Annotated in this window: 28 protein-coding genes and 2 pseudogenes; 20 read left to right on the top strand and 10 right to left on the bottom strand. The window is 64.5% G+C overall.

Annotated elements, in window-relative coordinates:
• The gene (locus JX25_RS09840; protein ID WP_206611545.1) at positions 1 to 897 is read right to left on the bottom strand and encodes a DMT family transporter; all 897 of its coding nucleotides are present in this window, start codon (positions 895 to 897) and stop codon (positions 1 to 3) included.
• A gap of 343 nt (positions 898 to 1240) precedes the next feature.
• On the opposite strand from JX25_RS09840, the gene putA reads away from it, so the two are divergent.
• From putA to JX25_RS09800, 8 genes are all read left to right on the top strand, one after another.
• On the top strand, positions 1241 to 4636 hold the full coding sequence (gene putA / locus JX25_RS09835; RefSeq protein ID WP_128254816.1) for a bifunctional proline dehydrogenase/L-glutamate gamma-semialdehyde dehydrogenase PutA: 3396 nt from the start codon (positions 1241 to 1243) through the stop codon (positions 4634 to 4636).
• Between the two features lie 319 nt (positions 4637 to 4955).
• Entirely contained in the window at positions 4956 to 5762 is an 807-nt protein-coding gene (locus JX25_RS09830; RefSeq protein ID WP_128254815.1) for a DUF3100 domain-containing protein, read from the top strand.
• Positions 5763 to 5772: 10 nt separating this feature from the next.
• Positions 5773 to 6264, top strand: coding sequence for a hypothetical protein (locus JX25_RS09825; RefSeq protein WP_128254814.1), 492 nt, complete (start codon positions 5773 to 5775; stop codon positions 6262 to 6264).
• Positions 6261 to 7403, top strand: a complete 1143-nt coding sequence (locus JX25_RS09820) for an amidohydrolase (protein WP_128254813.1) — start codon at positions 6261 to 6263, stop codon at positions 7401 to 7403. Before JX25_RS09825 ends, JX25_RS09820 begins: the two co-directional genes overlap by 4 nt.
• Before the next feature lie 35 nt (positions 7404 to 7438).
• Entirely contained in the window at positions 7439 to 8350 is a 912-nt protein-coding gene (locus JX25_RS09815) for a LysR family transcriptional regulator (protein WP_206611544.1), read from the top strand.
• A gap of 88 nt (positions 8351 to 8438) precedes the next feature.
• The gene (locus JX25_RS09810; protein WP_128254811.1) at positions 8439 to 9305 is read left to right on the top strand and encodes an NAD(P)-dependent oxidoreductase; all 867 of its coding nucleotides are present in this window, start codon (positions 8439 to 8441) and stop codon (positions 9303 to 9305) included.
• Between the two features lie 3 nt (positions 9306 to 9308).
• Positions 9309 to 10850, top strand: coding sequence for an aldehyde dehydrogenase family protein (locus JX25_RS09805; protein WP_128254810.1), 1542 nt, complete (start codon positions 9309 to 9311; stop codon positions 10848 to 10850).
• 325 nt (positions 10851 to 11175) lie between these two features.
• Positions 11176 to 11415 carry a hypothetical protein gene (locus JX25_RS09800; protein WP_128254809.1) on the top strand — a complete coding sequence of 80 codons (240 nt, stop codon included), beginning with the start codon at positions 11176 to 11178 and terminating at the stop codon, positions 11413 to 11415.
• A gap of 8 nt (positions 11416 to 11423) precedes the next feature.
• Here the strand turns inward: JX25_RS09800 and JX25_RS14855 are convergent, their stop codons facing one another.
• On the bottom strand, positions 11424 to 11594 hold the full coding sequence (locus tag JX25_RS14855) for a hypothetical protein (protein ID WP_164876104.1): 171 nt from the start codon (positions 11592 to 11594) through the stop codon (positions 11424 to 11426).
• Between the two features lie 719 nt (positions 11595 to 12313).
• Between JX25_RS14855 and JX25_RS09795 the strand changes: the two genes are divergently transcribed.
• The 11 genes from JX25_RS09795 to pqqE all read left to right on the top strand — a co-directional run bounded on the left by JX25_RS09795 (position 12314) and on the right by pqqE (position 21671).
• The gene (locus tag JX25_RS09795) at positions 12314 to 13528 is read left to right on the top strand and encodes an IS256 family transposase (protein WP_128254264.1); all 1215 of its coding nucleotides are present in this window, start codon (positions 12314 to 12316) and stop codon (positions 13526 to 13528) included.
• A 235-nt stretch (positions 13529 to 13763) separates the two neighbouring features.
• On the top strand, positions 13764 to 14936 hold the full coding sequence (locus JX25_RS09790; protein ID WP_128254808.1) for a GGDEF domain-containing protein: 1173 nt from the start codon (positions 13764 to 13766) through the stop codon (positions 14934 to 14936).
• Positions 14937 to 15111: 175 nt separating this feature from the next.
• Positions 15112 to 15255: a hypothetical protein gene (locus tag JX25_RS14850; RefSeq protein WP_164876103.1), complete on the top strand. Its 144-nt coding sequence runs from the start codon at positions 15112 to 15114 to the stop codon at positions 15253 to 15255.
• Between the two features lie 126 nt (positions 15256 to 15381).
• On the top strand, positions 15382 to 15768 hold the full coding sequence (locus JX25_RS09785) for a glucose dehydrogenase (RefSeq protein WP_128254807.1): 387 nt from the start codon (positions 15382 to 15384) through the stop codon (positions 15766 to 15768).
• Between the two features lie 2 nt (positions 15769 to 15770).
• Complete coding sequence (locus JX25_RS09780; protein ID WP_128254806.1) at positions 15771 to 17822, top strand: pyrroloquinoline quinone-dependent dehydrogenase; 2052 nt, start codon at positions 15771 to 15773, stop codon at positions 17820 to 17822.
• Positions 17823 to 17876: 54 nt separating this feature from the next.
• Positions 17877 to 18461, top strand: coding sequence for a YceI family protein (locus JX25_RS09775; RefSeq protein ID WP_338323031.1), 585 nt, complete (start codon positions 17877 to 17879; stop codon positions 18459 to 18461).
• A gap of 86 nt (positions 18462 to 18547) precedes the next feature.
• Complete coding sequence (pqqA, locus tag JX25_RS09770) at positions 18548 to 18661, top strand: pyrroloquinoline quinone precursor peptide PqqA (protein WP_128254805.1); 114 nt, start codon at positions 18548 to 18550, stop codon at positions 18659 to 18661.
• A 13-nt stretch (positions 18662 to 18674) separates the two neighbouring features.
• Positions 18675 to 19556 carry a pyrroloquinoline quinone biosynthesis protein PqqB gene (pqqB, locus tag JX25_RS09765; RefSeq protein WP_241557898.1) on the top strand — a complete coding sequence of 294 codons (882 nt, stop codon included), beginning with the start codon at positions 18675 to 18677 and terminating at the stop codon, positions 19554 to 19556.
• Positions 19553 to 20296 carry a pyrroloquinoline-quinone synthase PqqC gene (gene pqqC, locus JX25_RS09760; RefSeq protein WP_128254803.1) on the top strand — a complete coding sequence of 248 codons (744 nt, stop codon included), beginning with the start codon at positions 19553 to 19555 and terminating at the stop codon, positions 20294 to 20296. Before pqqB ends, pqqC begins: the two co-directional genes overlap by 4 nt.
• Positions 20293 to 20568: a pyrroloquinoline quinone biosynthesis peptide chaperone PqqD gene (pqqD, locus tag JX25_RS09755; protein ID WP_241557897.1), complete on the top strand. Its 276-nt coding sequence runs from the start codon at positions 20293 to 20295 to the stop codon at positions 20566 to 20568. The genes pqqC and pqqD overlap by 4 nt, the downstream gene beginning before the upstream one ends.
• 41 nt (positions 20569 to 20609) lie before the next feature.
• A complete protein-coding gene (pqqE, locus tag JX25_RS09750; protein ID WP_128255240.1) occupies positions 20610 to 21671 on the top strand; it encodes a pyrroloquinoline quinone biosynthesis protein PqqE in 1062 nt (353 codons plus the stop codon).
• Between the two features lie 26 nt (positions 21672 to 21697).
• On the opposite strand, the gene JX25_RS09745 is transcribed toward pqqE, so the two are convergent.
• Together JX25_RS09745 and JX25_RS14845 are read right to left on the bottom strand one after the other, a co-directional pair.
• On the bottom strand, positions 21698 to 22045 hold the full coding sequence (locus tag JX25_RS09745) for a DJ-1/PfpI family protein (protein ID WP_128254802.1): 348 nt from the start codon (positions 22043 to 22045) through the stop codon (positions 21698 to 21700).
• A gap of 92 nt (positions 22046 to 22137) precedes the next feature.
• Positions 22138 to 22329 (bottom strand): annotated as a pseudogene (locus JX25_RS14845) (ATP-binding protein); the annotation flags it as partial.
• Between JX25_RS14845 and JX25_RS09740 the strand changes: the two are divergent.
• A pseudogene (locus JX25_RS09740) lies at positions 22324 to 22619 on the top strand (transposase); the annotation flags it as partial. The pseudogenes JX25_RS14845 and JX25_RS09740 overlap by 6 nt on opposite strands.
• A 50-nt stretch (positions 22620 to 22669) precedes the next feature.
• Here the strand turns inward: JX25_RS09740 and JX25_RS09735 are convergent.
• The 6 genes from JX25_RS09735 to JX25_RS09710 form a co-directional block, all read right to left on the bottom strand.
• A complete protein-coding gene (locus JX25_RS09735) occupies positions 22670 to 23188 on the bottom strand; it encodes a redoxin domain-containing protein (protein WP_128254801.1) in 519 nt (172 codons plus the stop codon).
• 14 nt (positions 23189 to 23202) lie between these two features.
• Entirely contained in the window at positions 23203 to 23889 is a 687-nt protein-coding gene (locus JX25_RS09730) for a cytochrome c biogenesis CcdA family protein (protein ID WP_128254800.1), read from the bottom strand.
• Between the two features lie 53 nt (positions 23890 to 23942).
• Complete coding sequence (locus JX25_RS09725) at positions 23943 to 24539, bottom strand: hypothetical protein (RefSeq protein ID WP_128254799.1); 597 nt, start codon at positions 24537 to 24539, stop codon at positions 23943 to 23945.
• Positions 24540 to 24624: 85 nt separating this feature from the next.
• Positions 24625 to 25152 carry a 4'-phosphopantetheinyl transferase family protein gene (locus JX25_RS09720; protein WP_128254798.1) on the bottom strand — a complete coding sequence of 176 codons (528 nt, stop codon included), beginning with the start codon at positions 25150 to 25152 and terminating at the stop codon, positions 24625 to 24627.
• An 87-nt stretch (positions 25153 to 25239) separates the two neighbouring features.
• A complete protein-coding gene (locus JX25_RS09715; RefSeq protein WP_338323037.1) occupies positions 25240 to 25971 on the bottom strand; it encodes an AMP-binding enzyme in 732 nt (243 codons plus the stop codon).
• Complete coding sequence (locus tag JX25_RS09710) at positions 25859 to 26800, bottom strand: beta-ketoacyl [acyl carrier protein] synthase domain-containing protein (RefSeq protein WP_128254796.1); 942 nt, start codon at positions 26798 to 26800, stop codon at positions 25859 to 25861. The genes JX25_RS09715 and JX25_RS09710 overlap by 113 nt, the downstream gene beginning before the upstream one ends.
• Positions 26801 to 26850: the final 50 nt, after the last annotated feature.

The raw sequence follows: 26850 nt of genomic DNA, 5'->3' as shown, positions 1-26850 counted from the left end.
CTACGCCTGCTGCCGTTTTTCGCGCTGTTCGGCCAAGACGGCCTGGAAGTTCGACAGCAGGATGATGGCCCCGCCAAGGAAGACCCAGATGTCGATCGCCTCGCCGTAAAGGTAGAACCCGGCAAGTGCGGCCAGCGGCACACGCAGGAAATCAATGGGTATGACCACTGACGCCTCCAGCCGCTTGAGCGCCTGCGCCTGGCAGTAATGGGCCGCAAGCGCGCCTGCGCCGGCCACCACCATCCAGGGCACATCCGTCAGGTGAACGGGGCGCCAGTCGGTCACCGCGGCGATGAAGCCAAGGGGCAGCTGGATCAGGATCATCCACACCACGATCGCCCCCGGAGAGCAGTGCTGCGTAAGCCGCTTGACCATGATCAGCGACAGCCCGTATCCGGCCGCCGCCACCAGAACCAGGCCCGCGGCGGGATCGATCATGCCCGCGCCGGGGCGCACGATGACCAGAACGCCGACGAACCCGCCGATGGTGGCCAGGATCCGCCTTTGCGTCAGACGCTCGCGCAGAAGCAGCCATGCAAACAGGGCCACCCAAATGGGCATCGTGAATTCCAGCGCGAAAACGGAGGCAAGCGGCAGCAGGACGATCCCGATGGTCCAGAAATACTGCGCCGTGAAGTGGACGACGTTGCGGATGACGTGAAGCCGCACCTGCGTCATCCGGCGCACCTCGGGGAACAGCGCGCGGCCGACGGCCAGAAGCACGAAAAGCCCCACAAGCGCACGGAAGAACAGAACCTGCCGGATGGACAGCGTTTCGGCCAGTTCGCGCGAACCCACGGACATCGCGATAAACGATCCCATGCTGAGTGCCATCCAAAACAGGCCCTGCGCGAAGACAGATTGCAGCGGGAAGATCCCGGCGGGTTGATTGCTCACCAATGCCTCCGATTGCCGATATGCATGCGGCACAGTCATCTCTTATATGACAAGTGGACGCCAGATAAAAAAGGTAATTCCGGGAAATGGCGGCGCTTGGGCGTACGTGAAGGGCAATAGATCATACAAGATGAGATGCGACGTAATCCTTGGAGCGCGGTGAATTTCTAGGTTCCGGGCGATTCACCCCTGTGCCGATGGCGGGTTTGAATGGGACTTGCCGCGCTTTCGTCCTGAACTATGCCATAAATACGGTCCGAAAGACCTCACTTAACTCTATAAATGGTCAAACGGCCCACATTGGATTTGATATAGGTGCCTTCTTCGAAAAATGGAGATCGGCATGAGCAGTGTCACCGCACCCGAATTCACAACTGATGCCAAGCTGCGCAACGAGGCTGCGTTGCTGGCCGAGTTGACTACTGCTGCCGGTCTGGATGACGCGCAACGCGCCGCCATCACGCGCCGCGCCGCCGAGCTGGTGCGCCGCATCCGCGCCGAGGCGAAGCCGTCGCTGATGGAGCATTTCCTTTCAGAATACGGCCTGTCCACCCGTGAAGGCGTTGCCCTGATGTGTCTGGCCGAAGCGATGTTGCGCGTGCCCGACCGCATCACCATCGATGCGCTGATCGAGGACAAGATCGCCCCTTCGGACTGGGGCAAGCATCTGGGCGAGGCGACATCCAGCCTTGTCAACGCCTCGACATGGGCGCTGATGCTGACGGGCAAGGTGCTGGACGACGATCAGGCCGGCACGCTGCGGCGCATGGTCCGCCGCTTGGGCGAACCTGTGATCCGCAGTGCGGTGGCCCGCGCGATGAAGGAGATGGGCCGGCAGTTCGTGCTGGGCCAGACCATCGAAGCCGCGCTGACCCGCGCCAAGACGCGCGAGGCCGAAGGCTTCACCTACAGCTATGACATGCTGGGCGAAGCGGCGATGACCGCGGCCGACGCCGCACGGTATGATCGCGCCTATTCCGATGCCATCGCCGCCATCGGCAAGGCCTGCATCGGTGTGTCGGCAGGCGGCTCGGTCGAAACCAATCCCGGGATCTCCATCAAGCTGTCGGCGCTGCATCCGCGGTATGAGGTCGCGCAAGAAGCCCGCGTGATGCGCGAGCTGGTGCCCGTTGTCCTGCGGCTGGCCAAGCAGGCCAAGGCGGCGAACATGGGGATGAACATCGACGCCGAGGAGCAGGACCGCCTTGTGCTGTCGCTGAAGGTGATCGAGGCGGTTCTGTCAGACCCCTCGCTTTCGGGATGGGACGGGTTCGGGGTGGTCGTTCAGGCCTATGGCAAGCGTGCGGGGCAGACCATCGACCGGTTGCACGCTCTGGCCACTCGGCTTGACCGCCGCATCATGGTCCGGCTGGTCAAGGGTGCTTATTGGGACACCGAGATCAAGCGCGCACAGGTGGAAGGGCTGGAAGATTTCCCGCTGTTCACCAGCAAAGCCGCGACCGATATCAGCTTCATCGCGAACGCGCAGAAGCTGATCGGTTATTCGGATCGCATCTATCCGCAATTCGCCACGCACAACGCCCACACCGTTGCCGCCATTCTTGAAATGGCGGGCGATATCCGCTTCGAATTCCAGCGCCTGCACGGCATGGGCGAACGCCTGCATGATATCGTGCTGCGCGAAAGCAAGGCCCGCTGCCGCATTTATGCGCCCGTTGGTGCGCATCGCGACCTGCTGGCCTATCTTGTGCGGCGCCTGCTGGAAAACGGTGCCAACAGCAGCTTCGTGAACCAGATCGTCGACGAAGCCATCGCGCCCGAGGAGGTCGCCCGCGATCCCTTCAGCACACCGCGCACGGCGCCGTCCTCGCTTGTTGCGCCGCCCGCATTGTTCGGGGCGCGGAAAAACTCCACCGGGTTCGATTTGAGCGATGAAGAAACGCTGGCGCGGATCGAGGCGGCCCGCGACATCACGCTGCCCGATGCGCTGCCGCTGACCGTTCGCGAAGCCACGGGCGAGATGGGCGATGTTGTGAACCCCGCCACCGGCGCGGCCATCGCGAAGGTCTTGATGGTGGATGCCGCCACGACCACCCGCGCGATCGATGATGCGCGCGTCTGGGATGCCCCCGCCGCGACGCGGGCCGAGGTTCTGCTGCGTGCTGCCGACCTTTACGAGGAAAACTTCGGGCCAATCTTTGGAATACTTGCGCGTGAGGCGGGCAAATCGCTGGGCGATGCCGTTGCCGAACTGCGCGAGGCGGTGGATTTCCTGCGGTATTACGCGGCCGAAGGGCATGACGGTCAGGCGCGTGGCATCATCGGTGCGATCAGCCCGTGGAACTTCCCGCTGGCCATCTTCACCGGCCAGATCGCGGCTGCCCTGATCGCGGGCAATGCCGTGATCGCCAAGCCGGCCGAGACGACGCCCGTGATCGCCGCCCTTGGCGTACGGTTGCTGCATCAGGCGGGTGTGCCGCTTGCCGCACTGCAGCTGCTGCCGGGGCGCGGCAGCATCGTCGGGGCTGCGCTGGCAACCGATCCGCGCGTGGCGGGCATGGTTTTCACCGGCTCCACAGCGACAGCACAAACCATCGCGCGGAACATGGCCGCGAACCTGAAGCCCGGCGCGCCGCTGATCGCAGAAACGGGCGGCCTGAACGCGATGATCGTTGATTCCACCGCGCTTCCGGAGCAGGCGGTGCGCGACATCGTGAACGGGGCCTTCCGTTCGGCCGGGCAGCGCTGTTCGGCCTTGCGGTGCCTTTACGTGCAGGAAGACATCGCGCCCCACCTGATCGAGATGATCAAGGGCGCGATGGATGAATTGCGCGTGGGTGATCCGTGGCATCTCGAAACCGATGTCGGCCCGGTGATCGACACACGCGCGCGTGACGGCATTGCCGAATATCTTGCCGCCAACAAGGGCCGCGTGCTGCACAAGGTCAGCGTGCCTTCGACGGGGTATTTCATCCCGCCGACCTTGTTGAAGGTGAACGGCATCGCTGATCTGGAGCGTGAGATCTTCGGACCTGTCCTGCATGTCGCCACCTTCAAGGGCGCCGAGATCGACAAGGTTATCGCGGATATCAATGCCCGCGGTTATGGCCTGACCTTTGGCCTGCACACCCGCATCGACAGCCGCGTGCAGGAGGTGTCGGATGCGATCCATGTCGGCAACATCTATGTCAACCGCAACCAGATCGGTGCGATTGTCGGCTCTCAGCCGTTCGGCGGTGAGGGGCTTTCGGGCACGGGGCCAAAAGCGGGCGGGCCGAATTACGTTCCGCGCTTCTTTGCTGCCCCGGGGCCGCAGGTGAACGCGGAAGAACATCTGCCCGCAGCCGACGAAGCCCTGATCGGCCGCCGGCTTGCCGCTGTTACGCCGCGCAAGATCGAAGAACGCCTGATGCCCGGCCCGACGGGGGAGCTGAACCGCCTGACGGAAATATCTCGCCCGCCGGTTCTTTGCCTTGGGCCGGGGGCTGCTGCCACGCGCGACCAGGTGGCCGCCGTGGAAGCGCTTGGCGGTCAAGCCGTCGGCGTGGAGGGGCTTCTTGCGCCTGAAGCTCTGACACGGCTTTCCGGTTTCTCGGCGGCGATCTGGTGGGGGGATGCCGTGCGTGCGCGTGCCTATGCCACGGCCCTTGCGCAGCGCGAGGGCGAGATCGTCCAGCTGATCACGGGTCAGCCCGATATCGCCCATGTCGCCCATGAACGCCATCTGTGCGTCGACACGACTGCGGCAGGCGGCAACGCCGCATTGCTGGCTGGCTGAAACAATGGCGCCCCTTCGGGGGCGCCTGTCACGGTTCGTTCCGGCATTGCGACCGGATTGGCTGCGCAAAAAGCCGCAGCCCGGGCGGTTCGTTCCGCTACGTTACGATCCCGCGGCCACTGCCGCCGGAGATCGCGCTGCACCAGCCTTCCATTGCACCGCCCGGATGATCGATACGGTTCTTGAAAGCGAGCGTGACCCAAGCGGCACACCCGCCTGTTCGGCCAGAAGCAACACAGCGTTCCAATTTACGATCTGGCGGCATAGAAGGCGGACTTTCATAGTGTCGCAAAAAGAAAACAATCAACAGGAGGACAGGATGCCGAAATCGGGTGTTTTCGGACCCGGCCAGCTTGCCTTGCATGGGCTTGTGCTGGCGATTGTCATCATCGCGGAAATCATCGGGATCATCCGCATTCCGATCGGCATCGCGGCCATCGTGCTTCTGCCGATGCTTTACGCCTTTGCCGCGGGGATCGTGCTGAACCCGAACATCACGCGGATCACGTCATCCGTACTGACCCCGAACGTGCAGAAGTTCGCGGGCACGATGATCACCATCGCGATCACGCCCTTTGTTGCAAAGTTCGGCACCACGGTTGGGCCGCAAATCGAGGCCATCATCGACGCTGGCCCCGCATTGATCCTGCAGGAAATCGGCAATCTTGGCACCGTGCTGATCGCCTTCCCCATCGCAGTTTATGTTCTGCGCATGGGGCGCGAAACGGTGGGTGCCGTTTATTCCATCGACCGGGAACCGAACCTTGCGCTGGTGGCAGAGAAGTATGGCCTCGACAGTCCCGAAGGCGCGGGCGTGATGGGCGTTTATGCCACCGGCACCCTGATCGGCACCTTCGTCTTTGCCGTGATCCCCGTCCTGATCCACGCGCTTGGCCTGTTCGATATCCGCGCCCTGGCGATGTCCTGCGGCGTCGGCTCCGGCTCCATGCTGGCTGCGTGCACCGGCGCCCTTGTCACGGCCGAGCCGGAGAACAAGGACCTGATCCTTGGTCTTGCAGGCGCGTCGAACGTGCTGACCTATGCGACGGGCCTTTACGTGGGCATGTTCCTCGCCCTTCCACTGACCCAATGGCTGTTCCGCAAGGCACGGCCGGACCTTTACTGAGGGCGCCATCATGCAGAACACCGAACATATGAATGCAGACGCCAAGAATGAACCCAAGGTCCGCGTGGGAGAAACGGCGCTTTTGCTGCTGATCGCCTGCATCATCGGCGGCGTTGCCAACTATGTCTCCACCGGCGTCGGCGCGGCCGAGGCGCTTCCCGGCATGGCCATCCTTTACGCCTGCTCGGTCATCGGGCTGATCCTGGCACGGTTCGTTCCGTTCTATCTGCCCTCCGTCGGCTGGGTGTCGCTGATCGCCATCGCGATCACCATTCCGGGTGTTCCCGGTTCCGAATGGGTGGTGGAACAGGTTGGCAAGATCAACTTTCTGGCGCTGGCCACGCCGGCACTGGCCTATGGCGGTCTTGCACTTTCGGCAAAGGAGTTTGCGATCGCCCGCACATCCGGCTGGAAGATCGTGATCATCGCGATCTGCGTGATGCTGGGCACCTATCTTGGTTCGGCTGTCATCGCCGATCTGACGCTGCGGGTTCTGGGATGATCCCCCAGGACCAGATTGCCGACGCCGTCCTTTGGCGCCGCCACCTGCACGCAAACCCCGAACTGGGCTTTGCGGAACATGACACGGCCGTCTTCATCGCAAAGAAGATGGCCGGATGGGGATATGACGTGCAGGCCGGGGTAGGCCGCACCGGCATCGTCGCATCCCTGACAAAGGGCGAGGGGCCGGCCATCGGGATCCGCGCCGACATCGACGCCTTGCCGATGACGGAAACGTCGGGCGTGGACTGGGCGTCACGCCACGCGGGCCGCGCCCATGCCTGCGGGCATGACGGCCACGTCGCGGTGGCATTGGCCGCGGCCCGTGTTCTTGCCGAAACCCCATTCGCCGGAACGCTGCGTTTCATCTTCCAGCCGGCGGAAGAAAACGAGGGCGGCGCGGGCGAGATGATCCGTGACGGGCTGTTCACGCGTTTTCCGGTTGATGCCATTTACGCAATGCACAACTGGCCGGGCCTGCAACCCGGCACGGTGGTGGCCCGCGACTGCGAGATGATGGCCGCCTTCGCGGTGTTCGAGATCACTGTGACCGGCGCGGGCGCCCATGGGGCGATGCCGCATGAGGGCGCGGATTCGCTTCTGGCCGCATCGCATATCGTGACCGCGCTGCAATCGATCGCCGCCCGCAATGTCAGCCCGCTGCGCAGTTCCGTCGTGTCCGTCACGCAGGTGCATGGGGGCGAGGCATGGAACGTCCTGCCCGAAACCGCCGTGATCCGCGGCACCACCCGCTGGTTCGATCCTTCCATCGGCGAGCTGATCGAAACGCGGATGCGGACGCTGGCGGGGGCGGTGGCGACCGGCCTTGGGTGCACGGCGGATCTTCGCTATGAACGGCGCTATCCCTCCACGCTTAATTCTGCCCCCCATGCGCAGCGCGTGCGCGCGGTTGCGCAGGCGGCGGGACTGTCGGTGGTTGACGCCGATCCCAGCATGGCGGCCGAGGATTTCGCGTTCATGCTGAACGAGGTACCCGGCTGCTATTTCTGGATGGGTGCAGGGCGCGAAGGCGATAATCCCGGCCTTCATTCCCCGCGTTTCGATTTCAATGATGCCATCATCGGGGATGCGGCGGCGTTCTGGGTCCGGCTGGCACAGGCCGAACTGGGCGCGGCTTGACAGTCGGTGCGTCGGGTCATCATCCTTTGCCGATGATGACCCTCGACGCTCGTGATATCCGCATCTACCTTGCCGTTCAGCGGCTCGGATCCATTCGGGCGGCGGCCGCGCATCTGGGGATCGCGCCCTCCGTCGTTTCGCGCCAGATTGCGGACATGGAGGCAGAGCTGGGTGTTGCCCTGTTCGATCGCAGCGCGCGCGGCGTCACGCTGACCGACGCCGGCAGCCTTGTGCTGGAACATGCCCGCCGCGCGGTGGAGGAGTTCAGCATCCTCGAGGAGCAGTTGTCGGATCTGCGGGGGATCCAGCAACGCAACGTCCGCATCCACTGCGGCGAAGGGTTCCTTGCGGATCTGGTGCAGAACGGCCTGGCCGGAATCATGACAGCCACGCCCCATGTCAGATACGACCTGCGGATCGGATCGACCCATGCGGTCGTGGCTGCGCTGGTGAATGGCGACAGCGATATCGGGATTGCCTATAGTCCGCCTGCCACTGGGGCAGTCCGTAGCGTCGCGCAGGCGCGCCATCCGCTGTGTGTGGTCCTGCCGCCGGAGCATTCCCTGGCGCAGGGAAAGCAAGTTGCGCTGGCCGATTGCCTGCGCCATCCCGTTGCGCTTCTGCCGGCAGGCCACGGCACGACCGATCTGTTGGCGCGCGTTGCCGCGGACAGCGGGCTTGCCCTGTCGCCACGGCTGATCACCACTTCCATCGACGCGCTGCGGCGGTTCGTCACCGCCGGTCTGGGGCTTGCATTCCTTCCCCGCGCGTCGGTTGCGATGGATCTGGCCGAAGGGTCGGCAGAGGTGCGCGAACTGGCGGATCTGGCTTTCACGGGCGCGTCGGCGCATCTGATGGTGCGGGCGCGGCGGCGCCTTCCCGCCTCTGTCGCGGCGCTTGCACAGCATCTGGAAGGCGCAATGGCCAGCTTTGCCGGGCGTTCCTGACAGGGCAACACTCTGTTCGATGCGGGGACGCTAGCGCAACACCGAAGCTGCGGCGATCCTGCCATGATCAGCAGGAGGGATGTGCGAGATGGCAGGTAACGTGACGGTCGGGGTCGTTGGACTGGGGGCGATGGGGCTGGGCATGGCCACTTCGGCGGCGCGTGCAGGTTTTCGGGTGCTGGGCTATGACCTGTCGCCCGTCCGCCGCGATCTGGCGCAGGCCGCAGGGGTGGAACCTGCGCCGGTGCTGGAGGCGGTGTTCGCAGCCGACCGCATCGTCTTTTCGCTGCCGACGGCGCAGGATGTGGCCAACGTGATCGAGCAGGTCCGTGACCTGTTGCAGGCGCACGGGCGGATCGTGGTCATCGACACCTCCACCTCCGAACCCGATGTGTCGCGCCGGGTGGCTGCGACGCTGGCAGAAATGGGGCACGGTTTTCTGGACGCGCCGGTATCGGGCGGGCCGGCCGGTGCGGCAAAAGGGGCGCTGACCATGATGATCGGCGGTGCCGATGCCGATCTGGCGGATGCGCAGCCGGTGATTGATGCCTTGTCCACCAAGGCGATCCATGTGGGCGAAAGCGGTGCGGGCAATGTGGCAAAGCTGGTGAACAACCTTCTGTGCGCGGCGCATATGGTCACCACCGCCGAGGGATTGCGCCTTGCGGAAGCGGCCGGCATCTCGGTGGAATCGACGCTGGAGGTGCTGAATGCCGCCTCGGGCCGGTCGATGCTGTCGGAGGTGCACTTTCCCACCTGGGTGATGAACGAAGGCTTCGACAGCGGCTTCACCATGGCCCTGATGCAAAAGGACGTGCGCCTTGCGCGCAAACTTGCCGGCGACACCGGCACCCCCATGCCGCTGACCGAGAAGGCGGCCGAACTCTGGGCCAATTCCCCCTATGGCCCGACCGAGGATTTCACCCGCATGGGCGATTTCCGCACGAAAGGATAAGCGATGACCCTGACCATCACCGCGGCCGAACAGGCCGACCGCATCCTCGCCCTGTACCGCGAGGTGTTTCCGGGGGCCGAGATAGGCAGCCTCATCGGTGGCGGGATCGTCCGCGGCACCGGCGCCTCGCTGGACCTGACGGATCCCGCATCCGGGCAGGTGTTCGCGTCGTTTCCAGATGCCGGCCCGTCCGAGATCGACGCGGCCATGGACGCCGCCGAACGCGCGCAACGCGAGTGGATGGCCATGCCCGCCCCCGCGCGCGGCCGGATCATGTGGGCGATCGCGGCGCAGATCCGCGCCCATGCACCGCTGATCGCGGAAATCGAAAGCCGCTCTGCCGGTCGGCCGATCCGCGATATCAAGGGCGAAGCCCTGCGCGTGGCCGAGATGTTCGAGTATTACGCGGGCTGGTGCGACAAGATCTATGGCAACGTGATCCCGGTTCCGTCCAGCCACTTCAACTATACCCGGCAGGAACCGATCGGCGTGGTGATGCAGATCACCCCGTGGAATGCGCCGCTGTTCACCGGCGGCTGGCAGATTGCGCCGGCCATCTGCGCGGGCAATGGCGTCGTGATCAAGCCGTCGGAGTTGACGCCGCTGTCCACCCTCATCCTTGGGCGCATGTGCGAACTTGGCGGGGCGCCGCGTGGCCTTGTCAACGTTATCGCCGGCGGCGGCCTGACGGCGGGGCAGGCGGGCGTGACCCATCCCAAGACGGGGCTGGTGGTCTTTGTCGGCTCTGCCGAGGCGGGGTCGACCATTGCGGCGGCGGCGGCAAGGAACACGGTTCCTTGCGTGCTGGAACTTGGCGGGAAGTCCGCCAACATCGTCTTCCCGGATGCGGACCTTTCAAGGGCGATGGTGGGCGCGCAGGCCGCGATTTTCGCAGGGGCGGGGCAAAGCTGCGTTGCGGGGTCCCGCCTGCTGGTGCACCGGTCGGTTCATGAGCAGTTCGTGGACGCATACGCCGACGCCGCACGCCGCATCGCGATCGGCCATCCCTTCGACGAGGCGACGCATGTCGGCCCGATCAACAACCAGCGCCAATGGGACAAGATCGGCCAGATGGTGAATGCGGGCGTGGCCGAAGGGGCGCGACTGGCCGCTGGCGGCGCCCGTCCGGAGCCGCTGGAGACGACGGGTGGTTTCTATTTCGCGCCGACGATCCTTGACGGTGTCACGCCCGACATGTCCGTGGCGCGCGAGGAGATCTTCGGCCCTGTCGTGTCCGTCCTGACCTTCGACACCGAAGAGGAGGCGATCGCGCTGGCCAATGACAATCCCTATGGCCTTGCAGGTGCTGTCTGGACTGCCGATGTCGGTCGCGCGCATCGGATGGCGGCTGCGGTGCGGGCGGGCACATTCTGGGTGAATTCCTACAAGACGATCAACGTCTGTTCGCCCTTTGGCGGGTTTGGGCGCTCGGGTTATGGGCGTTCCTCGGGGGCGGAGGCGCTGATGGCCTATACCCAAACCAAAAGTGTTTGGGTGGAAACGGCCGCCGAGCCGCCCGTCAGCTTCGGCTATGCCCCCGGCTGACCATAGTGGCCGTGCCCTTGAAGGGTACGGCCGTTCCAAAGGCCCCTGATCCCGGGCAAAGCCTGCCCCTGCTGAAGTGGCCGCAGCCGGCCCGCCCGTGACGATGCAAGCGACAGGCGCTTGACGGTCCCGTTGCGCCAGCCGTCGCGGATCGACAGGCAGGCCCGAAGCGGAAGGCAGGTGGCACGAAGCGGCGGCTGAAGAAGTCTGCTTTCGGTGGCAGGGGCGATGATGCTCGGGACGGACAAGGCGAAGGGGGCGCTGCCAGCGATGTAGATCGGGAGATCGCAATCCTGCGTGGCCTCCGCTGCGCAGGATCCGGCGGGTGGTGAATGAAGCGCTGCCCAGCACGGAAGGCGGGTTCGAGGCGCTCCACACCGGTGGCGCCGGTGCGGTAGATCCGGGCAAGCTGATCCAGATCCTGTTCCCGGTTTGCTCCGAGCGGCAGCTGGTGGGGCAGATGCAGTACAACCTGCTGTTCCGCGGGTTTGTCTACCTTGGCATCGATGTTTGGTCCGCGGGGCTGCTGACCACTGGGATGCTTCAAGGCGGGTGGGGGGGCTGAAGTATCAGTCATCTCAGGATGGCCGCCAGAACCTCCACGTCCAGAGCGACATGCATGGAGTACTGTTCAGAAAGAGCGTCGAAATCGCCGATCGCTGCGACAACCGGATCGTCCGGCTTCGTGCAGGACGCGCTGAAAACTTCGGCCGCCGCCACGCCAACCCGAAGGTCACCGCGCAACCTGCCGCAGGGCGGCTTCGGTCAGATCAAGGGCGCCCATGCTTGCCCCCCACCTGCACCGTTCATCCCAATCGCGACGAAACGGAGTTGCAGGATAAAACTAATCGAGCGTGGGCGTGCAGCCTATGCTCTAACGCCCGCATTCTCCCCGTGATGCGAGCCCGATCCGAACGTTTGCCAACCCGCGGGATAGCGACTGCTTTTGAAGGACGGGGTTGAAAAGCCCGATACCGATATTGCGATGACATCGCGGGCGCGTGGCGGGTTTTGATCTGTGATTGGCGCAAGAGGCAGGAAGCAAGTCCGCCCGAAAGACAAGACAGCCTGACTGAGATCATCTTGCCGGACACCCTGCGGGGTCATGCTGGGCGGTGAAACTGTCCGTGCGCTTTCGCGCCACCGCCCAGCTTCAACACCCGCCGCCGCCACACACTGATCTACTTATTACCAGGCGGCAGATATTCGGCCCGATAAGCGGGTCTGTCCGCTTTGTCCAGAGGAAAATGCATTTGGAACTATGGAGGAGGTCTCCTCGTGGGCTGTCCACATCTGGTATTGCGTCTTCTGGTATTGCGTCTTCGTAACAGGCTGTTGCAAATGCCGCGCTTGGGGGAGAGCCTTCTTCAGGTCCTCCCGAGCTTCGCAAGGATGGTTCCGAGAGTGTCCGAGCTTCTGTGTATTCGTGATGTGGTCCATGCTTCCTGAGAGGAGCAAGGCTGATGACGATTTCGAACGAATTGCTGGACGAGCTGCTGAAGGGCTGCAAGCGGCCTGACGATCTGCTTGGCGAGGCCGGGCTGATGAAGGAGCTGAAGATCCGTCTGATGGAACGGATGCTCGGGGCCGAACTGACCGCGCATCTGGGCTATGAGGCCGGTGCCGAGGCCCCGCCGGAACAATCCAACCGCCGCAACGGGATTTCAACCAAGCGGGTCAAGGGTTCGGATGGCGAGGTGCCGCTGTCGGTTCCGCGCGACCGGGATGGCAGCTTTGAGCCTGAGCTGGTGAAGAAGGGTCAGACCCGGATCGACGGGGTGGATGACAAGATCATCGGGCTCTATGCCGCCGGTTTGTCGGTGCGCGACATCCAGTCCCATCTTGAGGATCTGTATGGCCTGCGGGTCTCGCCCGACCTGATCAGCCGCGTGACCGATGCAGTTCTGGACGAGGTGCGCGAGTGGCAGCACCGGGCGCTGGACCGGATGTATCCGATCGTCATTTTCGACGCGCTCAGGGTCAAGATCCGCGATGCCGACAGTCGGATGGTCAAGAACAAGGCGGTCTACATCGCCCTGGGTGTCACCAGGGATGGGGAGCGCGAGGTCCTCGGACTCTGGATCGCCGACAACGAGGGCGCCAAGTTCTGGCTGTCGGTGATGAACGAACTGCGCAACCGGGGGGTTCAGGACATCCTGATCGCGGTCGTGGACGGCCTGAAGGGCTTCCCGCAAGCCATCACAGCGGCCTTCCCGGATACCACAGTTCAGACCTGCATCGTTCACCTGATCCGGCATTCGATGAACTTCTGCAGCTGGAAGGACCGCAAGGCCGTGGCCGCCGATCTGCGCCCGATCTACCAGGCCCCGACGGCGGAGGAGGCCGCCCGACAGTTGGACGGGTTCGAGGAGAAATGGGCCGGGAAATACCCCTCCATTGCCCCGGCCTGGCGCCGGGCCTGGGCCGAGGTGATCCCGTTCTTTGCCTTCAGCGCAGCGATCCGGAAGATCATCTACACCACCAACGCCGTGGAGTCGCTGAACCGGGTGCTGCGGAAGACGCTGAAGACCAAGGGCTCATTCCCCACCGAGGAGGCCGCGACCAAGCTGATCTACCTGGCCATCCGCAACTTCGAGAAGGGCGGTCGTGCGGTTCGTGAATGGGTTGCGGCCCGCAATCAGCTGGCCATAATGTTCGCCGGGCGCTTCGACGCCTGACTGTATCTGAAAACCGTATGGGCCCCGTCAGATACACAGAGTTTCAGACACTCCCATCGTTCCGGCTGGAATAAATGTCCTGGCTCAGCGCCGGTTCGTCCAGGTGTGCGTGCCGTTCTCCAAGACACGTCCATGTCGTCCATTTCGGATTGGTTTGATTTTCTGCCATACCTTCCTCGATTCCTGCCTGCCTCCCTCGTGCGAATGACGCACCTGATCTTGATAGCGAAAGATTATGCAGCTCGACTTTCCCACGCTCTTCATCATCATTCTTCTCAACGCGTTCAGCCTCGCCGTCGTCTGGCTGCTCGTCGTGCTGAAGTATCGGGAGTTGATCTCGGCCCGCTACTGGCTTGGAGGGGTCGTTCTCAACTGTGTCAGCGGGCCAATGCTGTTTCTGGGCTATGGCGTCAGCGGGCTGAACTACATCGGCCTTACCCTCGTCACCCTGAGCTTCGCTATGGTCTGGCAAGGAGCCGCAGCCTTCTACGATCTTCCTCCGCGCACGGCACGGGTGGGCATCCTGACGGCTGGAACGATGGCTGCGTTCCTTCTCTTCGGCACAAGCCAGATCACGATCAACGTGATCGCGGCGGCGACGCAGATCGGGGCCGTGGGGTTGGCCGCCGGGATTCTTCTGCGCGCGGTGGACAAGTACATCGGCAGCTATGTTGCAATACTCGCGGCCGCCCTTTTGATTGCGGGGCAGGGTGCGGAAGCCGTGACCAACATCGCGCGGCTGATGGGCCTCATGACCACGGAGGCCTATTACAAGGTGGGGGCGTGGTTCCTCGTCTGCGCGATCATTGGCGGCGTCTTGTTGAACCTCGGATTCGTCCTGATGACCATGAACCGGGCACAGGACGCGCTGCTGCGCCTGGCGGAGCAGGACGAGTTGACCGGCTTGCCCAATCGCAGGGGATTGCACACCCGGGTTGCCGCTCTGTCACCGTTTGCGAAAGCCGGAGAAACCACGTTGGCGGTGCTGGCTCTGGATCTGGATCGCTTCAAGTCGATCAACGACCAGTTCGGGCATGATGCAGGCGACGCGGCGCTGGTTCATGTCACCCAGAACATCATGCAGTCCCTGCGCAAGAACGACATCATGGCCCGTCTGGGAGGGGACGAGTTCTGCATTGTGCTGCATGGCGTCGACCATGCGGAGGCCATGGCCTTCGCGAACCGGGTCGTGAAACTGATCGCCTCCACGCCTTTGACGTGGGGCGGCCATACCCTGAATCTGTCGATCAGCGTCGGGGTAAGCGAGTGGGACCCCCACGAGCAGCCCGAAATCGCCAGTGCTTTGAAATCTGCGGATGGGGCACTGATCGGAACGAAGGCCAGCAAGCGTACGCACAACCCCACCGCCGTGCATTTGCCAGGACCTGTGCCACCCTTCCTTGCGTAACGAGGCCGGCGTCGGCCGCCGGAAAATGCTGCGCCAGCACCGAAGTTAGTTTGTGATGTAGGTGCTTTAACAGCTCGCCGCACGGTTCGGTGACAGCGTCATTGCAGGAGGCGCGGGTATCTGTCGGGACGGCTGCCGTTACCCTGACCGCCTGAGCGAGGCGGGCGCGGCATGGATGGTCCCCGCGCTGATCTTTTTCGGGTTCGGTCATGGCCTGCCGATGACACCGCTGCTGAACTTCATCCTTGGCTTCACGACGGAACAGGAGGCGGGGAAGGCGGGCGCCAAGGATCTACCTGTAGCACTTAGAGAAGATTAAGAATTTCTAAGTTACTTTGAAGTAATGAATCCATTGTGTGCCGTCGCATGCTCCGTTATGTACGCCCACCTGATCGGGCTGCGTGCCCGCCGGCAGCGTTCAACGGCCCACAACTACAAGAGCATCATGACCTTCATATCCAACAACGCGACGACCCCGAGCGGGCCGACGGGCCGAGGGTGGCGTTTCGCCGCCTTTGCCTTGGCCATTGTTCTCGTCCTCTTCGGGCTGCCCCTCGTCGGGGGTGGCATCTACCTCATCATTCTGGGCGGAAGCTGGTATTACGCTCTGGCCGGACTTGGCCTGATCGTTACGGCGGTGGAACTGGCGCGCCAGCGGATGCGGGCGCTGTGGATCTACCTGGTGGTCTGGGGGCTGACCGTCATCTGGGCGTTCTGGGAAGTCGGCTTCGACTGGTGGGGCCAGGTGCCGCGACTTGTCGCGCCGACCGTCGTCCTCGTCCTCATTCTTATCGTGCTGCCGGCCCTCCGCCGTCCGCAGGCAAGGACCTGACCATGATTTTCAAACCCACACTCGCCGCGGCGCTTCTCTTGTCCGCCGGCCCCGCCTTCGCGCAGGACGCTCCGGCGCAACCTGAGCAGCCGCAGGTGCGTCCCGCCGCTGCTCAGCCCGAAGTCGGCTCCGACTGGCCGTTCTACGGCGGCAGCGAAGGCGCGCAGCGCTACAGCCCGCTGGACCAGATCACACCAGAAAACGTCGCCAATCTGGAGCGCGCCTTCGTCTACCCCACACGCGACCTGCCGGAGCCCGGCGCGCGGTATTCGCCGGAAACCACGCCGCTGAAGGTCGGGCGCAGCCTCGTGATGTGCTCGGCAAAGAACATTCTTATTTCCATCGACGCGGCCACCGGTGAAGAGAACTGGCGTCACGATCCCGGTGTCGCGGCGCAGGCGATCCCGCATGCGGCGGCCTGCCGCGGCGTGTCCACCTATACCGAACCGTCGCTGCCCGATGGCGCGCAGTGCAAGACCCGCGTCATCGAGGGCACGCTGGATGCCCGCCTGATCGCAGTGGATCTGGAGACCGGCCAACCCTGTGCGGATTTCGGAGACAACGGGGCCGTCGACCTCTGGCAGGGTATCGGCCAGAAGGTGCCGGGCTGGTATGCCGTCACCGCGCCCCCAACCATCGTGCGCGGCATTGTCGTGACTGGAGCACAGGTCAAGGATGGCCAGAACCGCGATGCGCCTTCCGGAGTGATTCGTGGCTATGACGCCGTGACGGGCCAGCTTGTCTGGGCCTGGGATCACGGCAACCCTGACAACAGCCAGGGCCCGGCCGAAGGCGAGACCTACACGCGTGGCACCTCCAACTCGTGGACGGCGGGCGTAGGGGATGAACAGCTGGGTTATGTCTATGTGCCCTTGGGCACTCCGGCGATCGACTACTATGGCACCGGCCGCATCGACGCGATGAACGAATATTCGAACTCGCTGGTGGCACTGGACGTGACGACAGGCCAGCCGGTGTGGCACTTCCAGGCAACGCGCCGCGACGTCTGGGACTATGACCTCGGCAGCCAGCCCACGCTGCTGGATTATCCGAACGCCCAGGGAGACAACGTCCCTGCGATCATGCTGCCCACCAAGCAGGGCGACATCTACATCTTCGACCGCCGCACCGGCGAACCCCTGACCCCCATCGGTGAGGTCGAGGCCCCCAAGGACAATTCGGTCGAACCCGAATGGCTGGCCGACACGCAGCCCGTGTCGCTGTGGCACACGCTGCGGAAAGAGCCGAAGCAGGAAAAGGACATGTGGGGCTTCACCCCCATTGACCAGATGATGTGCCGGATCCAGTTCCGCTGGTCGAACTACCAAGGCTATCTGACGCCGCCTTCGGTCGACAAGCCGTGGATCATGTATCCCAGCTATAACGGCGGCTCGGACTGGGGTTCGGTTTCGATCGATCCGGTGCGCCGCCTGATCATCGCCAACTACAACGACCTGCCGAACTACGACCAGCTGATCCCGCGCGAGGAAGCCGATGAGATGGGCGTGAAGCCAATCTATGCTCCGCATGACAACGAAAGCGCGCACAAGCCGGCGGGTGCCGGTCGTGGCGAAGGGGGGGGCTCGGTCTATCCGCAGGCGGAAGAGCCCTACGCCGTGCGCGTGAACGCGGGTTGGCGGAACTGGGGTACGGGCGTGCCCTGTGCGGCCCCGCCCTATGGCGGCATCCGCGCCATCGACCTCGATACTGGCGAGACGGTGTGGGACGAGCCTCTGGGCACCGCGCGTCGTAACGGTCCGTTCGGCATCAAGTCACACATTCCGTTCACCATCGGCTTGCCCAACAATGGGGGTTCGGTTACGACGGCGGGCGGGCTGACCTTCATCGGCGCCGCAACCGACAACCTGTTCCGCGCGATCGACGTGCAAACGGGCGAGGTGCTGTGGCAGGACGTGCTTCCGAACGGCGGTCAGGCCAACCCCATCAGCTACGAGGTGGATGGCGAGCAATACGTGCTGATCGGCGCCTCGGGCCATTCGTTCATGGAAACCGGCCAGGGCGACGAGATTGTGGCCTACCGGCTGAAGAAGTAAGGACCGTGGGCGGGCCTGTTCCCGCCCTCATCCTCCCCATAACCGGAGATCGAAGTGATCAAGATCATGGCGTGGGCAGCCGCCCTTGCGATAACCGGCGGATCCGCGATGGCCGCCCCCCAGACCTATGACATCGACACGGCCCACAGCCAGGTGCTGTTCTCGTTCGATCATCACGGATTTTCGCCCGTGACCGGCCTGATCACCGGCGTTGCAGGAGTGATCTCCTTCGACGCCGAGGCTCCGACCTCATCCTCGGTCACGGCCACGATCCCGCTGACCCGCCTGACCACCGGCCACGAGGCACAGGACGCAGACATCCTGTCGCCCGATTTCCTCGGCGCAGCGGAAGTGACGTTCCGCTCCACGCGGATCGAGGTTACAGGAACCGACACCGCCTTCATCGTAGGCGACCTCACCCTGAACGGGGTCACGCAGACCGTCACGCTCGACGCTACGTTGAACCGGGCCGGTCTGTCGGCCAAGGGGGTGCCGACCCTGGGCCTGTCAGCCACGACGACGCTGTTGCGCAGTGCGTTCGACGCCGGGCGCAGCGCCCCCGCCAACTCCGACGCTGTCCGGGTGACCCTCGCGATCGAGGCGACGGCGGCGCCCGAGCCGGAGCACACGCAGAGGTGAACGCCTGTGCTCCCTTATGCATGTTCCGGGGTTGATGCCCGGACATGTCCGTCTACCCTCACACACTCAACCAAGGAGATAATCTAATGGCCTGGAAGAAACCGTCTGCCACCGAAGTCGCGTGCGGAATGGAGATCAACATGTATGGCCCGTCCGAAGACGACCGTGACGGCGGCCGCGACGATCGTCACCCGCTCTGATCTCCAAGATCCGGTGAATATCCTCATACTCGGCACTGCGGCGGGCGGTGGCCTGCCGCAGTGGAACTGCGGGTGCGGCAATTGTTCTGCCGCACGCGCAGGACACATTCCGTCAATGACACAATCTTCGCTGGCCGTAGAGGTCGGGGAAGAGTGGGTCGTCCTGAATGCCTCTCCGGACATTCGGGCGCAACTGGCGCAGACGCCTGCTCTGCACCCGCGGACACATAGGGGAAGCCCGATCCGCGCGGTGGTCGTGACCAATGGCGACGTCGACCACATCGCCGGCCTTCTGACGCTGCGCGAAAGCACACCCTTCACCTTGCACGCCACCGCCGCGACCCATCGCACACTGGACGCCAACCCCATCTTCGGCGTCCTGAACCCGGTTTTTGTGGACCGCGCTGTCCAGCAGCTCGAACAGCCGTTCGCTCCTGTCGATGGGCTGGAGGTGACCGCGTTCGCCGTGCCCGGCAAGGTGCCGCTTTACCAGGAGGAGGCCGAGGTCGATACGCGACTTCTGGGCGAGCAGACGGTTGGGCTGCGGCTGGCTGCGCATGGCCGCGTCGCCTACTACATCCCCGGCTGCGCTGCGGTTCCGCCCGATCTGCTGCACCGTCTGCGGGATGCGGATGTCCTGTTCTTCGACGGCACCGTCTGGGAGAACGACGAAATGCAGCGCACCGGCACCGGCCACAAGACCGGTGCCCGCATGGGTCACATGGCGATGAACGGCTCCCAAGGCAGTATCGCTGCGCTGGCCTCCCTGACCTGTCGCAAGATCTTCGTGCACATCAACAACACCAACCCTGTCCTGCAACCCGGACCTGAGCGTGACGCGCTTGTGGCCGCCGGGTGGGAGTTGGGGTTCGACGGAATGGACCTGACCGCATGATCCCACAGCCCGACACCCGCGACACGTTCGAGGCCCGCCTGCGCCGCATCGGGGAGGAGCGGTATCACGACAAGCACCCTTTCCACCACCGCCTTCATTCGGGCGGCTGCACGATGGATCAGGTGCGGGCTTGGGTCATCAACCGCTTCTACTATCAAAGCCGCATCCCGATGAAGGATGCTGCCTTCCTGTCTCGCGTGGAGGATCCGGATCTGCGCCGCATCTGGCGCTCGCGGATCGAGGATCATGACGGCGGCGTGGGGGAGGGCGGCGGCATCCGCCGTTGGCTGAAGCTGGCTGAGGGCGTGGGGCTGGATCCCGACTACGTCGCCTCCACGCGAGGCGTGCTTCCGGCGACGCGCTTTGCCGTCGATGCTTATGTCCGCTTCGTCCGCGACCAGCCGCTGCTGCCCGCAGTCGCCTCCTCCCTGACGGAGCTGTTCGCCCCGGCAATCCACCAGAACCGCATCGCGGGCCTGCTGGAGCATTATGACTTCGCCAACGACCAGACGATCGCCTATTTCCGCCACCGCCTGACGGAGGCGCCGAAGGACGTGGATTTCGGGCTGAACTGGGTGCTGGATCATGCCCTGACGGCGGCTGACCAGGATGCCGCCGCCGCCGCGCTGACCTTCAAGACGGAGGTGCTTTGGGCGATGCTCGACGCGCTGGACTGCGCCTATGTTTCGCCGGGCCGCATCCCGCCCGGCGGCTGGACCCCAGCCGAGGGGCTGCTGTGACTGACGCGCGGATCTTCTTTCTGCCACGCGGCGTCCGCATGCGGTGGGACGGCGTCCGGGGCCGGCAGGTCCTGTTGGGGCCGGAACGGGCGCTGTTGCTGGACGAGATCGGGCATGCCGTGATGGCTGAGGTAGACGGCGAATCCTCGGTCGCGGTTATTGCCGGACGTCTTTCGCGGAAATTCGAGGCGCCGGTGGAGGTGATCCAGCCGGACGTGGCTGAATTCCTCGACGGCCTTCTGGCGAAACGCCTGCTGGAGGTGCGGCCTTGAACACGCCCCACCGCCGTGTTGCGGCCCCGCCACCCATCGCCATGTTGGCGGAACTGACCCACCGCTGCCCGCTGGCCTGCGCCTACTGTTCCAACCCCCTGCAGCTTCTGGGCGCGCAGGCCGAGCTGGACACGGAAACCTGGGCGCGGGTTTTCCGGGAGGCGGCCGACCTCGGCATCCTGCAGATCCACCTGTCCGGTGGCGAACCCGCCGCCCGCCGCGATCTGGAGCAGCTGATGGCCGCCGCGTCGGGGGCGGGGCTCTACACCAATCTCATCACCTCCGGGATCGGACTGACCCGAGCGCGGCTGGAGGCGCTGGTGGCGGCAGGGATGGATCATGTCCAGCTTTCGCTGCAGGGCGTGACAGCGGCGATCGCAGACCATGTGGGCGGCTACAAGGGCGGGTTCGACCGCAAGATGGCGATCGCGGCGGAGATTGATGACCTGGGCATCCCCCTGACCCTGAACGCGGTGATGCACCGCACCAACATCTCGGACCTTCCCGCCACCATCGACATGGCGCTGCGGATGAACGCCCGCCGGATCGAGGTCGCCTGCGTCCAGTTCCAAGGCTGGGCCTTGAAGAACCGCGCAGCCCTCCAGCCGACGCGCGAGCAGGTTGACACCGCCAAACGCGTCGTGGCCGAGGCGACGGAGCGTCTTCGCGGCCGGCTGGTCATCGATTTCGTGCCGCCGGATTATTATGCCGATTATCCGAAGGCTTGCATGGGGGGCTGGGGTTCGACGGGCCTGAACGTCGCCCCGGATGGGCGCGTGCTGCCCTGCCACGCCGCCGAAATCATCCCGCACCTGACCTTCCCGAATGTGCGCGACACGGGTTTGGCCGAGATTTGGCGCGACAGCCACGCGTTCAACGCCTTTCGGGGCACGGACTGGCTGCCCGACGCGTGCCGCGGCTGCGAGCGGGTCAACCAGGATTTCGGAGGCTGCCGCTGCCAAGCGATGGCGCTGGCGGGCGATCCCTTCGCGATGGACCCTGTCTGCAGGCACTCCCCCCACCGCGCCAAGGTCGACGCGCTGCTCGCCGAGGATGTGTCGGATGACTGGACCTATCGCCGGATGGCTCCGGCGCGGCCCTGAACGGGCACGCCGGGGGGCAAGGGCGATCAGCCGGCGCGGATGGCTGCCACGAAAGCGTCGAAAGCGTCGGGGCTGCGGCTGGTGATGATGCCGTCCGACACGGGGATTTCCCGGTCAACCCATGTCGCGCCCGCAGTCTTGACGTCCTTGCGGATCGAGTGCCACGCGGTCATCTCGCGCCCCCACGCGTCCACTAGCAGCCATGAGTCGTGGCAGATTGCGGCGGGTTTGCACACTGCGACGAAGTCCTTCAAGATCTGGACCGCCCTGGCATCTGCGAGCAGGATGTCGGGGTTGATCTGCCCGCCCGGCAGGATCAGCACAATGCAAGCGGCCAAGGCGACGGCGTCGATGCTGTGGCCATTCAGCCCCATCGGCCCACCATCGCTGGCGTGTTGATTTCCACCCGGAAGTGGCCCGGTTTTTCCACCGAGGAGTGACCCCCCTTTAGCTTATGAGAAGCGGGTCATGGCTGGGTCAAGACATTGCTGGTTTCCTTCTTTTTACGGGCGGCGGCTTCTGTGCTGGCCTTGGAGCGGAAGCTGTTGTTTCCGGTCTTCAGGATGTGGCAGCGGTGGTTGAGGCGATCGAGCAGTGCCGTGGTCATCTTGGCAGCGCCGAAGGCCGTGGCTCATTCGCGGAAGCTGAGATTTATACTGGCTATGATCTGGTGATGGCCGAAAATCTGCCGCAACCTGCCGTTCTGATCGCCGACAGAGGCTATGACTATGAAAAATTCGGGAAGACATCGAGAGTCGCAACGGCGTGCAGATGATCCCGATGCGAAAGAACCGAAAGGTTCGCAAAACCATCGACATGACCATCTACACCTTGCGCAACATGGTCGAGCGTTGCTTCAACAAACTGAAGAACAGTCGCCGATTGGCAACCCTCGGCTTCGCAGACATCGCTTGCATCAGCCTATGGCCCAGACATTTGTCAACGTGACCTACAATGTCGTTTGGGAACTCCACGCCGGCGTTTTTGGCAGATAGCGATCAAGAAGGTCGGTGTATTTCCACCTCAATATCCTTCCTGAAGTCCTCCAGTCCTCGGTCGCCTTCGTGGTATTTCACGATGCGCCCCTCGCGGTTCACAAGCACCGAGGTCGGCCAATACCGGGTGCCATAGGCCTGCCATGTGCGGTAGCGGTTGTCCTGCACCACCGGATAGGCGATCCCATGCCGCGCGACCGCATCTTGAAGCGCGCCCAGATCGCGTTCGAACGGAAATTCCGGGGTGTGGATGCCGACGATGACCAACCCGTTTGCCGCATGGGTTTCGTGCCACTGCGTCAGATGGGGCAGCGTGTTGATGCAGTTGACGCAGCCGAAGGTCCAGAAGTCGACCAGCACGACCTTGCCGCGCAAGCTTCCCATCGTCAGCGGGTCCGAATTGATCCAGTTCTCCAGCCCCTCGAATTCCGGGGCCGGCTCGGTCGGATTCGCCGCAAGCGCAGGCAGGACGTGCAAGGCGAGCGTGGCGGCGATCAGGCCGCGCCGGGTGATGCGGGTCATGTGCAATCTCCTGTTCAAAGGCCTGCGCGCCCCTGAGGGTAAAATGCCGTGAGGCGCGAGACGACGATCGTGTCGTATCCGGTCCAGATGGCGGCGGCGGACAGGATCATCAGCACGCCGAAGACGCGCTGCAGCGCATGCGTATGGCGTGATATGGTGCGGACGCGGGTCGTCGCGGCCTGTCCGCCATATGCGATCAGCAGCATCGGAATGGCGCAGCCCAGCGCATAGGCCAGCAGCAGCACCAGCGAGCTGGTCCAGTCGGGCGATGTCGCGACGAAGACGAGGATTGACGCCAGCACCGGCCCGGCGCAGGGGGCCCAAACGAGGCCCAGCCCCGCGCCCAGCGCCATGGCTCCGCCCAGACCTTCGCCCGTGCCGCCGCCGGCCAAGGATGGGAGGCGGGCGGTGATCCGGGCCATCGGCGCTGGCCAGAGCATGAAGACGCCGAACAGCCCGATCAGCACCGCCGATCCCAGCCGCAAATCCAGCGCCGACAGACCCGCCAAGCGGGTGAAGAAACTGAAGGCCAGCGTGAAGGCGCTGAAGGCCAGCACGAAGCCGAGCACGATGAACAAGGGACGCAGCCGCGACCCCTTTCCAATGGATGCGCCCAGAAGGATGGGGAGCATGGGGAGGATGCAGGGGGCCGCGATGGTCAAAAGACCTGCGGCGAAGGCAAAGCCAAGGCTTACGGGCATGATCGTCCTCGGGGGGCGGGGAGGGCGCAGCTTCATCGCCGCGCCCGCGGGCGTCACATCGGGGGCTTGATGCCGTTCGATTCCGCAATGACGCGGTTGGTGGACAGGGTTCCATCCTCGGCCTGCATTGCGATGATGAAGACATCCGCGCCGGGGGCCAGCAGGTCAGCATCGCCCGGCCCGAAGGAGATAACGGGCACGTGCGCCGGAACGGTCATGGTAACAGTCTCGTCGCCGTATTTCAGGGTGATCTGCCCGTCATCGTTGACGGTCGCGACGCCGCTGATGGTGGCGTTGGTCATCACGCTGTCGGGGGCGGCGTCCCAAGGGCGCTGGCCTTCGTTCTGCCCGGCCATCGCGGCAGGCAGGATCGAGACCTGAAGCGCCGTCAGCCCGCCATTGCCATCCGGCACAGCAGTGGTGGAGACGGCATCGCCGACAGCGATGTCAGCGGGCGCGCGGGGGATCATGCTGACGATCTCAAGGGTGTCGGGGACTTCGAGGGCAACCGTCTCGCCTGTGCGGGCGGTGACGTTCAACGTGCCGGGGGCGAAGGATTCGACCTCTCCGCGCAGGGGGACGGGCCGGGGCTGGGCGATTGCTGGAAGGGCAGCGGCGGCAAGGAGGGCGGCAAGGATCGGGGTCTTCATCCGGAGTTCCTTTCATGGCGAAGATCGCAGGCCCATTGATGCATAGCGTCACAACACCTTGCAACACAAAGTGAAGAGCTGCCCGTCAGTTCACCCATTCGTGAAATGCAACGCTATGCGCGCGATCTGTGACGATCGCTGCAACAAAATCAGGCCACGGGAAAAGGCAGGAAAGGTGCCAGAACGGAGGTCGTGGCCGGGCCACCGATATCCTTCGCGGGTCGCGTCCCTCCGGCACGGCAATTCCGGCGGCATCGAAGGCGAGTCCATATACCGTTGCCTTCAGCGCCGCCTCCTTGCAGACCCAGCGAAGCAGCGGATCACCCACCCCGCGCACCCGTTCGGCGGGCGACATCTGGGCGCAGAGCCAGCTCAGCGGGCGCGGCGACCGCCGTTCCAGATCGACGCCGACAATCACGTCCGAAGCCAGCGCGATCAGCGCCCTATCGCCACTATGGCTGACGGAAAAGGCGATGTGCGGGGTGGTTGTCGGCCGATGGCCGGGGGGCTGCGCGATGGGGACCAGGGCCGGATGCATCCCGAACCGCCGGCCCAGTATCCCGCGCAAGGCGGTGCGGCAGGCAGCGAAACGCCGCCCGTCCTCGGGGCGCATGAAGGCCGCCGCGCGCGCGCTCCTCGCCGCTCAGCCAATCCTGCGGGGCAGGGCGGTCCAGCATCACCCGCCAGATCTGCACGCTCCTCATGCAAGACGAAGCCCGAGTCCTTCGATGGTCCGGCGCGACTGCGGGCAATCGATCCCGGCCACCACGGCCGCCCCGTCCCCGCTCAGCGTAATCGCGCCCCCGAACTCCGGCAGCGCCTTGCGCAGCGCGTGTTCCGCCGCCATCCGCCGCAGTTCCAGCCGAAAGACCTTGCCCACCCGCGTCAGCGGCAAGTCTTGCAGCACGAATATATGGGCGGGCCTTGCATGGGGTTCGGCAAGCCGGTCGCGCAGGTGATCCGCGATGGCCTCGGTGCCGGGCGACATGCCTTCGTGCAGCGTCACGAACAGGGCCGGAACTTCGCCGGCGTAACGGTCAGGCATGGCGACGGCGGCGCAGGCGGCGATGGCGGGGTGGCTTTCGGCGGCGTCCTCGATGACCGAAGGGTCGATGTTGCTGCCCGAACGGATGATGATGTCCTTGCTGCGCCCGGTGACGGCCAGCGTGCCTTGCGCCAGCCTGCCCATATCGCCGGTCACGAACCAGCCGTCCGCAAGGCCGCCCCCCTCTAGATATCCGGCAAAGACCTGCGGTCCGCGAACCGCGATCACGCCGGGGCCGTCCGCGACCGGCGCACCGGGGCCGCCTTCGCCATATTCAAGAACGCGCAGCTCGGTCTGTGGGGCGGGGCGTCCGACCGTCGCGTAATCGGGGGGCGTCGCGATGGGCGCGGTGGCGATCAACCCGGCGGTTTCGGTCATGCCATAGATGGTGTGGACGGGCAGGCCGAATATCCTTTCGAACTGCGTCGAAGCTTTTGGACCGTCCGTCGCGCGACAGGAAACCGCCCTTGCACATGGCGATCAGCGTTTCGGGGCGGAAGATGACGTTCACGCCGCCGACCATCACCAGATCGCATTCGCCGCCCCGCAGCGCCTGGCACCCCTGATGCATGGCGACCAGAGAGGACGAACAGGCGGTATCAAGCGTGAAGCTCGGCCCGTGCAGGTCCAGCAGATACGAGATGCGGTTCGACAGGATCGTCAGGGTGGAGCTGACGGCACTGTGCTGGCCGATGGCGTCGCGACCCAGCGGGCTGAACTGCGTCAGCATCCCGTCCACCATGAAACCCCCGATGAACACGCCGGTATTGCTGCCGTGCAGGCGCTCCGCCGGGATGCCTGCATCCTCGATCGCCTCGAACGCGACCTCCATCAACAGGCGCTGCTGCGGATCCAGATAGGCGGCCTCGCGCGGGGACATGCCGAAATATTCCGCGTCGAAGGCATCCAGCGGCTGATCCAGAAATCCGCCATGGCGCACGAAGATCTTGCCCGGCGCTTCGGCGCGCGGGTCATAGAACTTGTCGATGTCCAGCCGGTCGGCGGGGATCTCGCGGATGCCGTCACGGCCTTCGGCCATCAGCGCCCAGTAATCGTCAAGCGAGGCGACGCCGCCGGGAAAGCGGCAGGCCATCCCGACGATGGCAAGGGGTTCGGACGGCGCGGGGCGGGGGGCGAAATCTTCGGCTGGTACATGGCATCTCTCCTGCGGCGGGCCGTGATCGGCCTGAGAAGCGCGTGGTGCCTCAGTTGACAAGACGTGACGGGGGGATCGGGCCGAAGCCCGACACCCGATGTCGGCGATGT

It is taken from the genome of Falsirhodobacter deserti, assembly GCF_004015795.1.
In the GTDB taxonomy this organism is placed as follows: Bacteria; Pseudomonadota; Alphaproteobacteria; order Rhodobacterales; family Rhodobacteraceae; genus Falsirhodobacter; species Falsirhodobacter deserti.
This window is presented reverse-complemented; position numbering and strand designations above follow the sequence as displayed.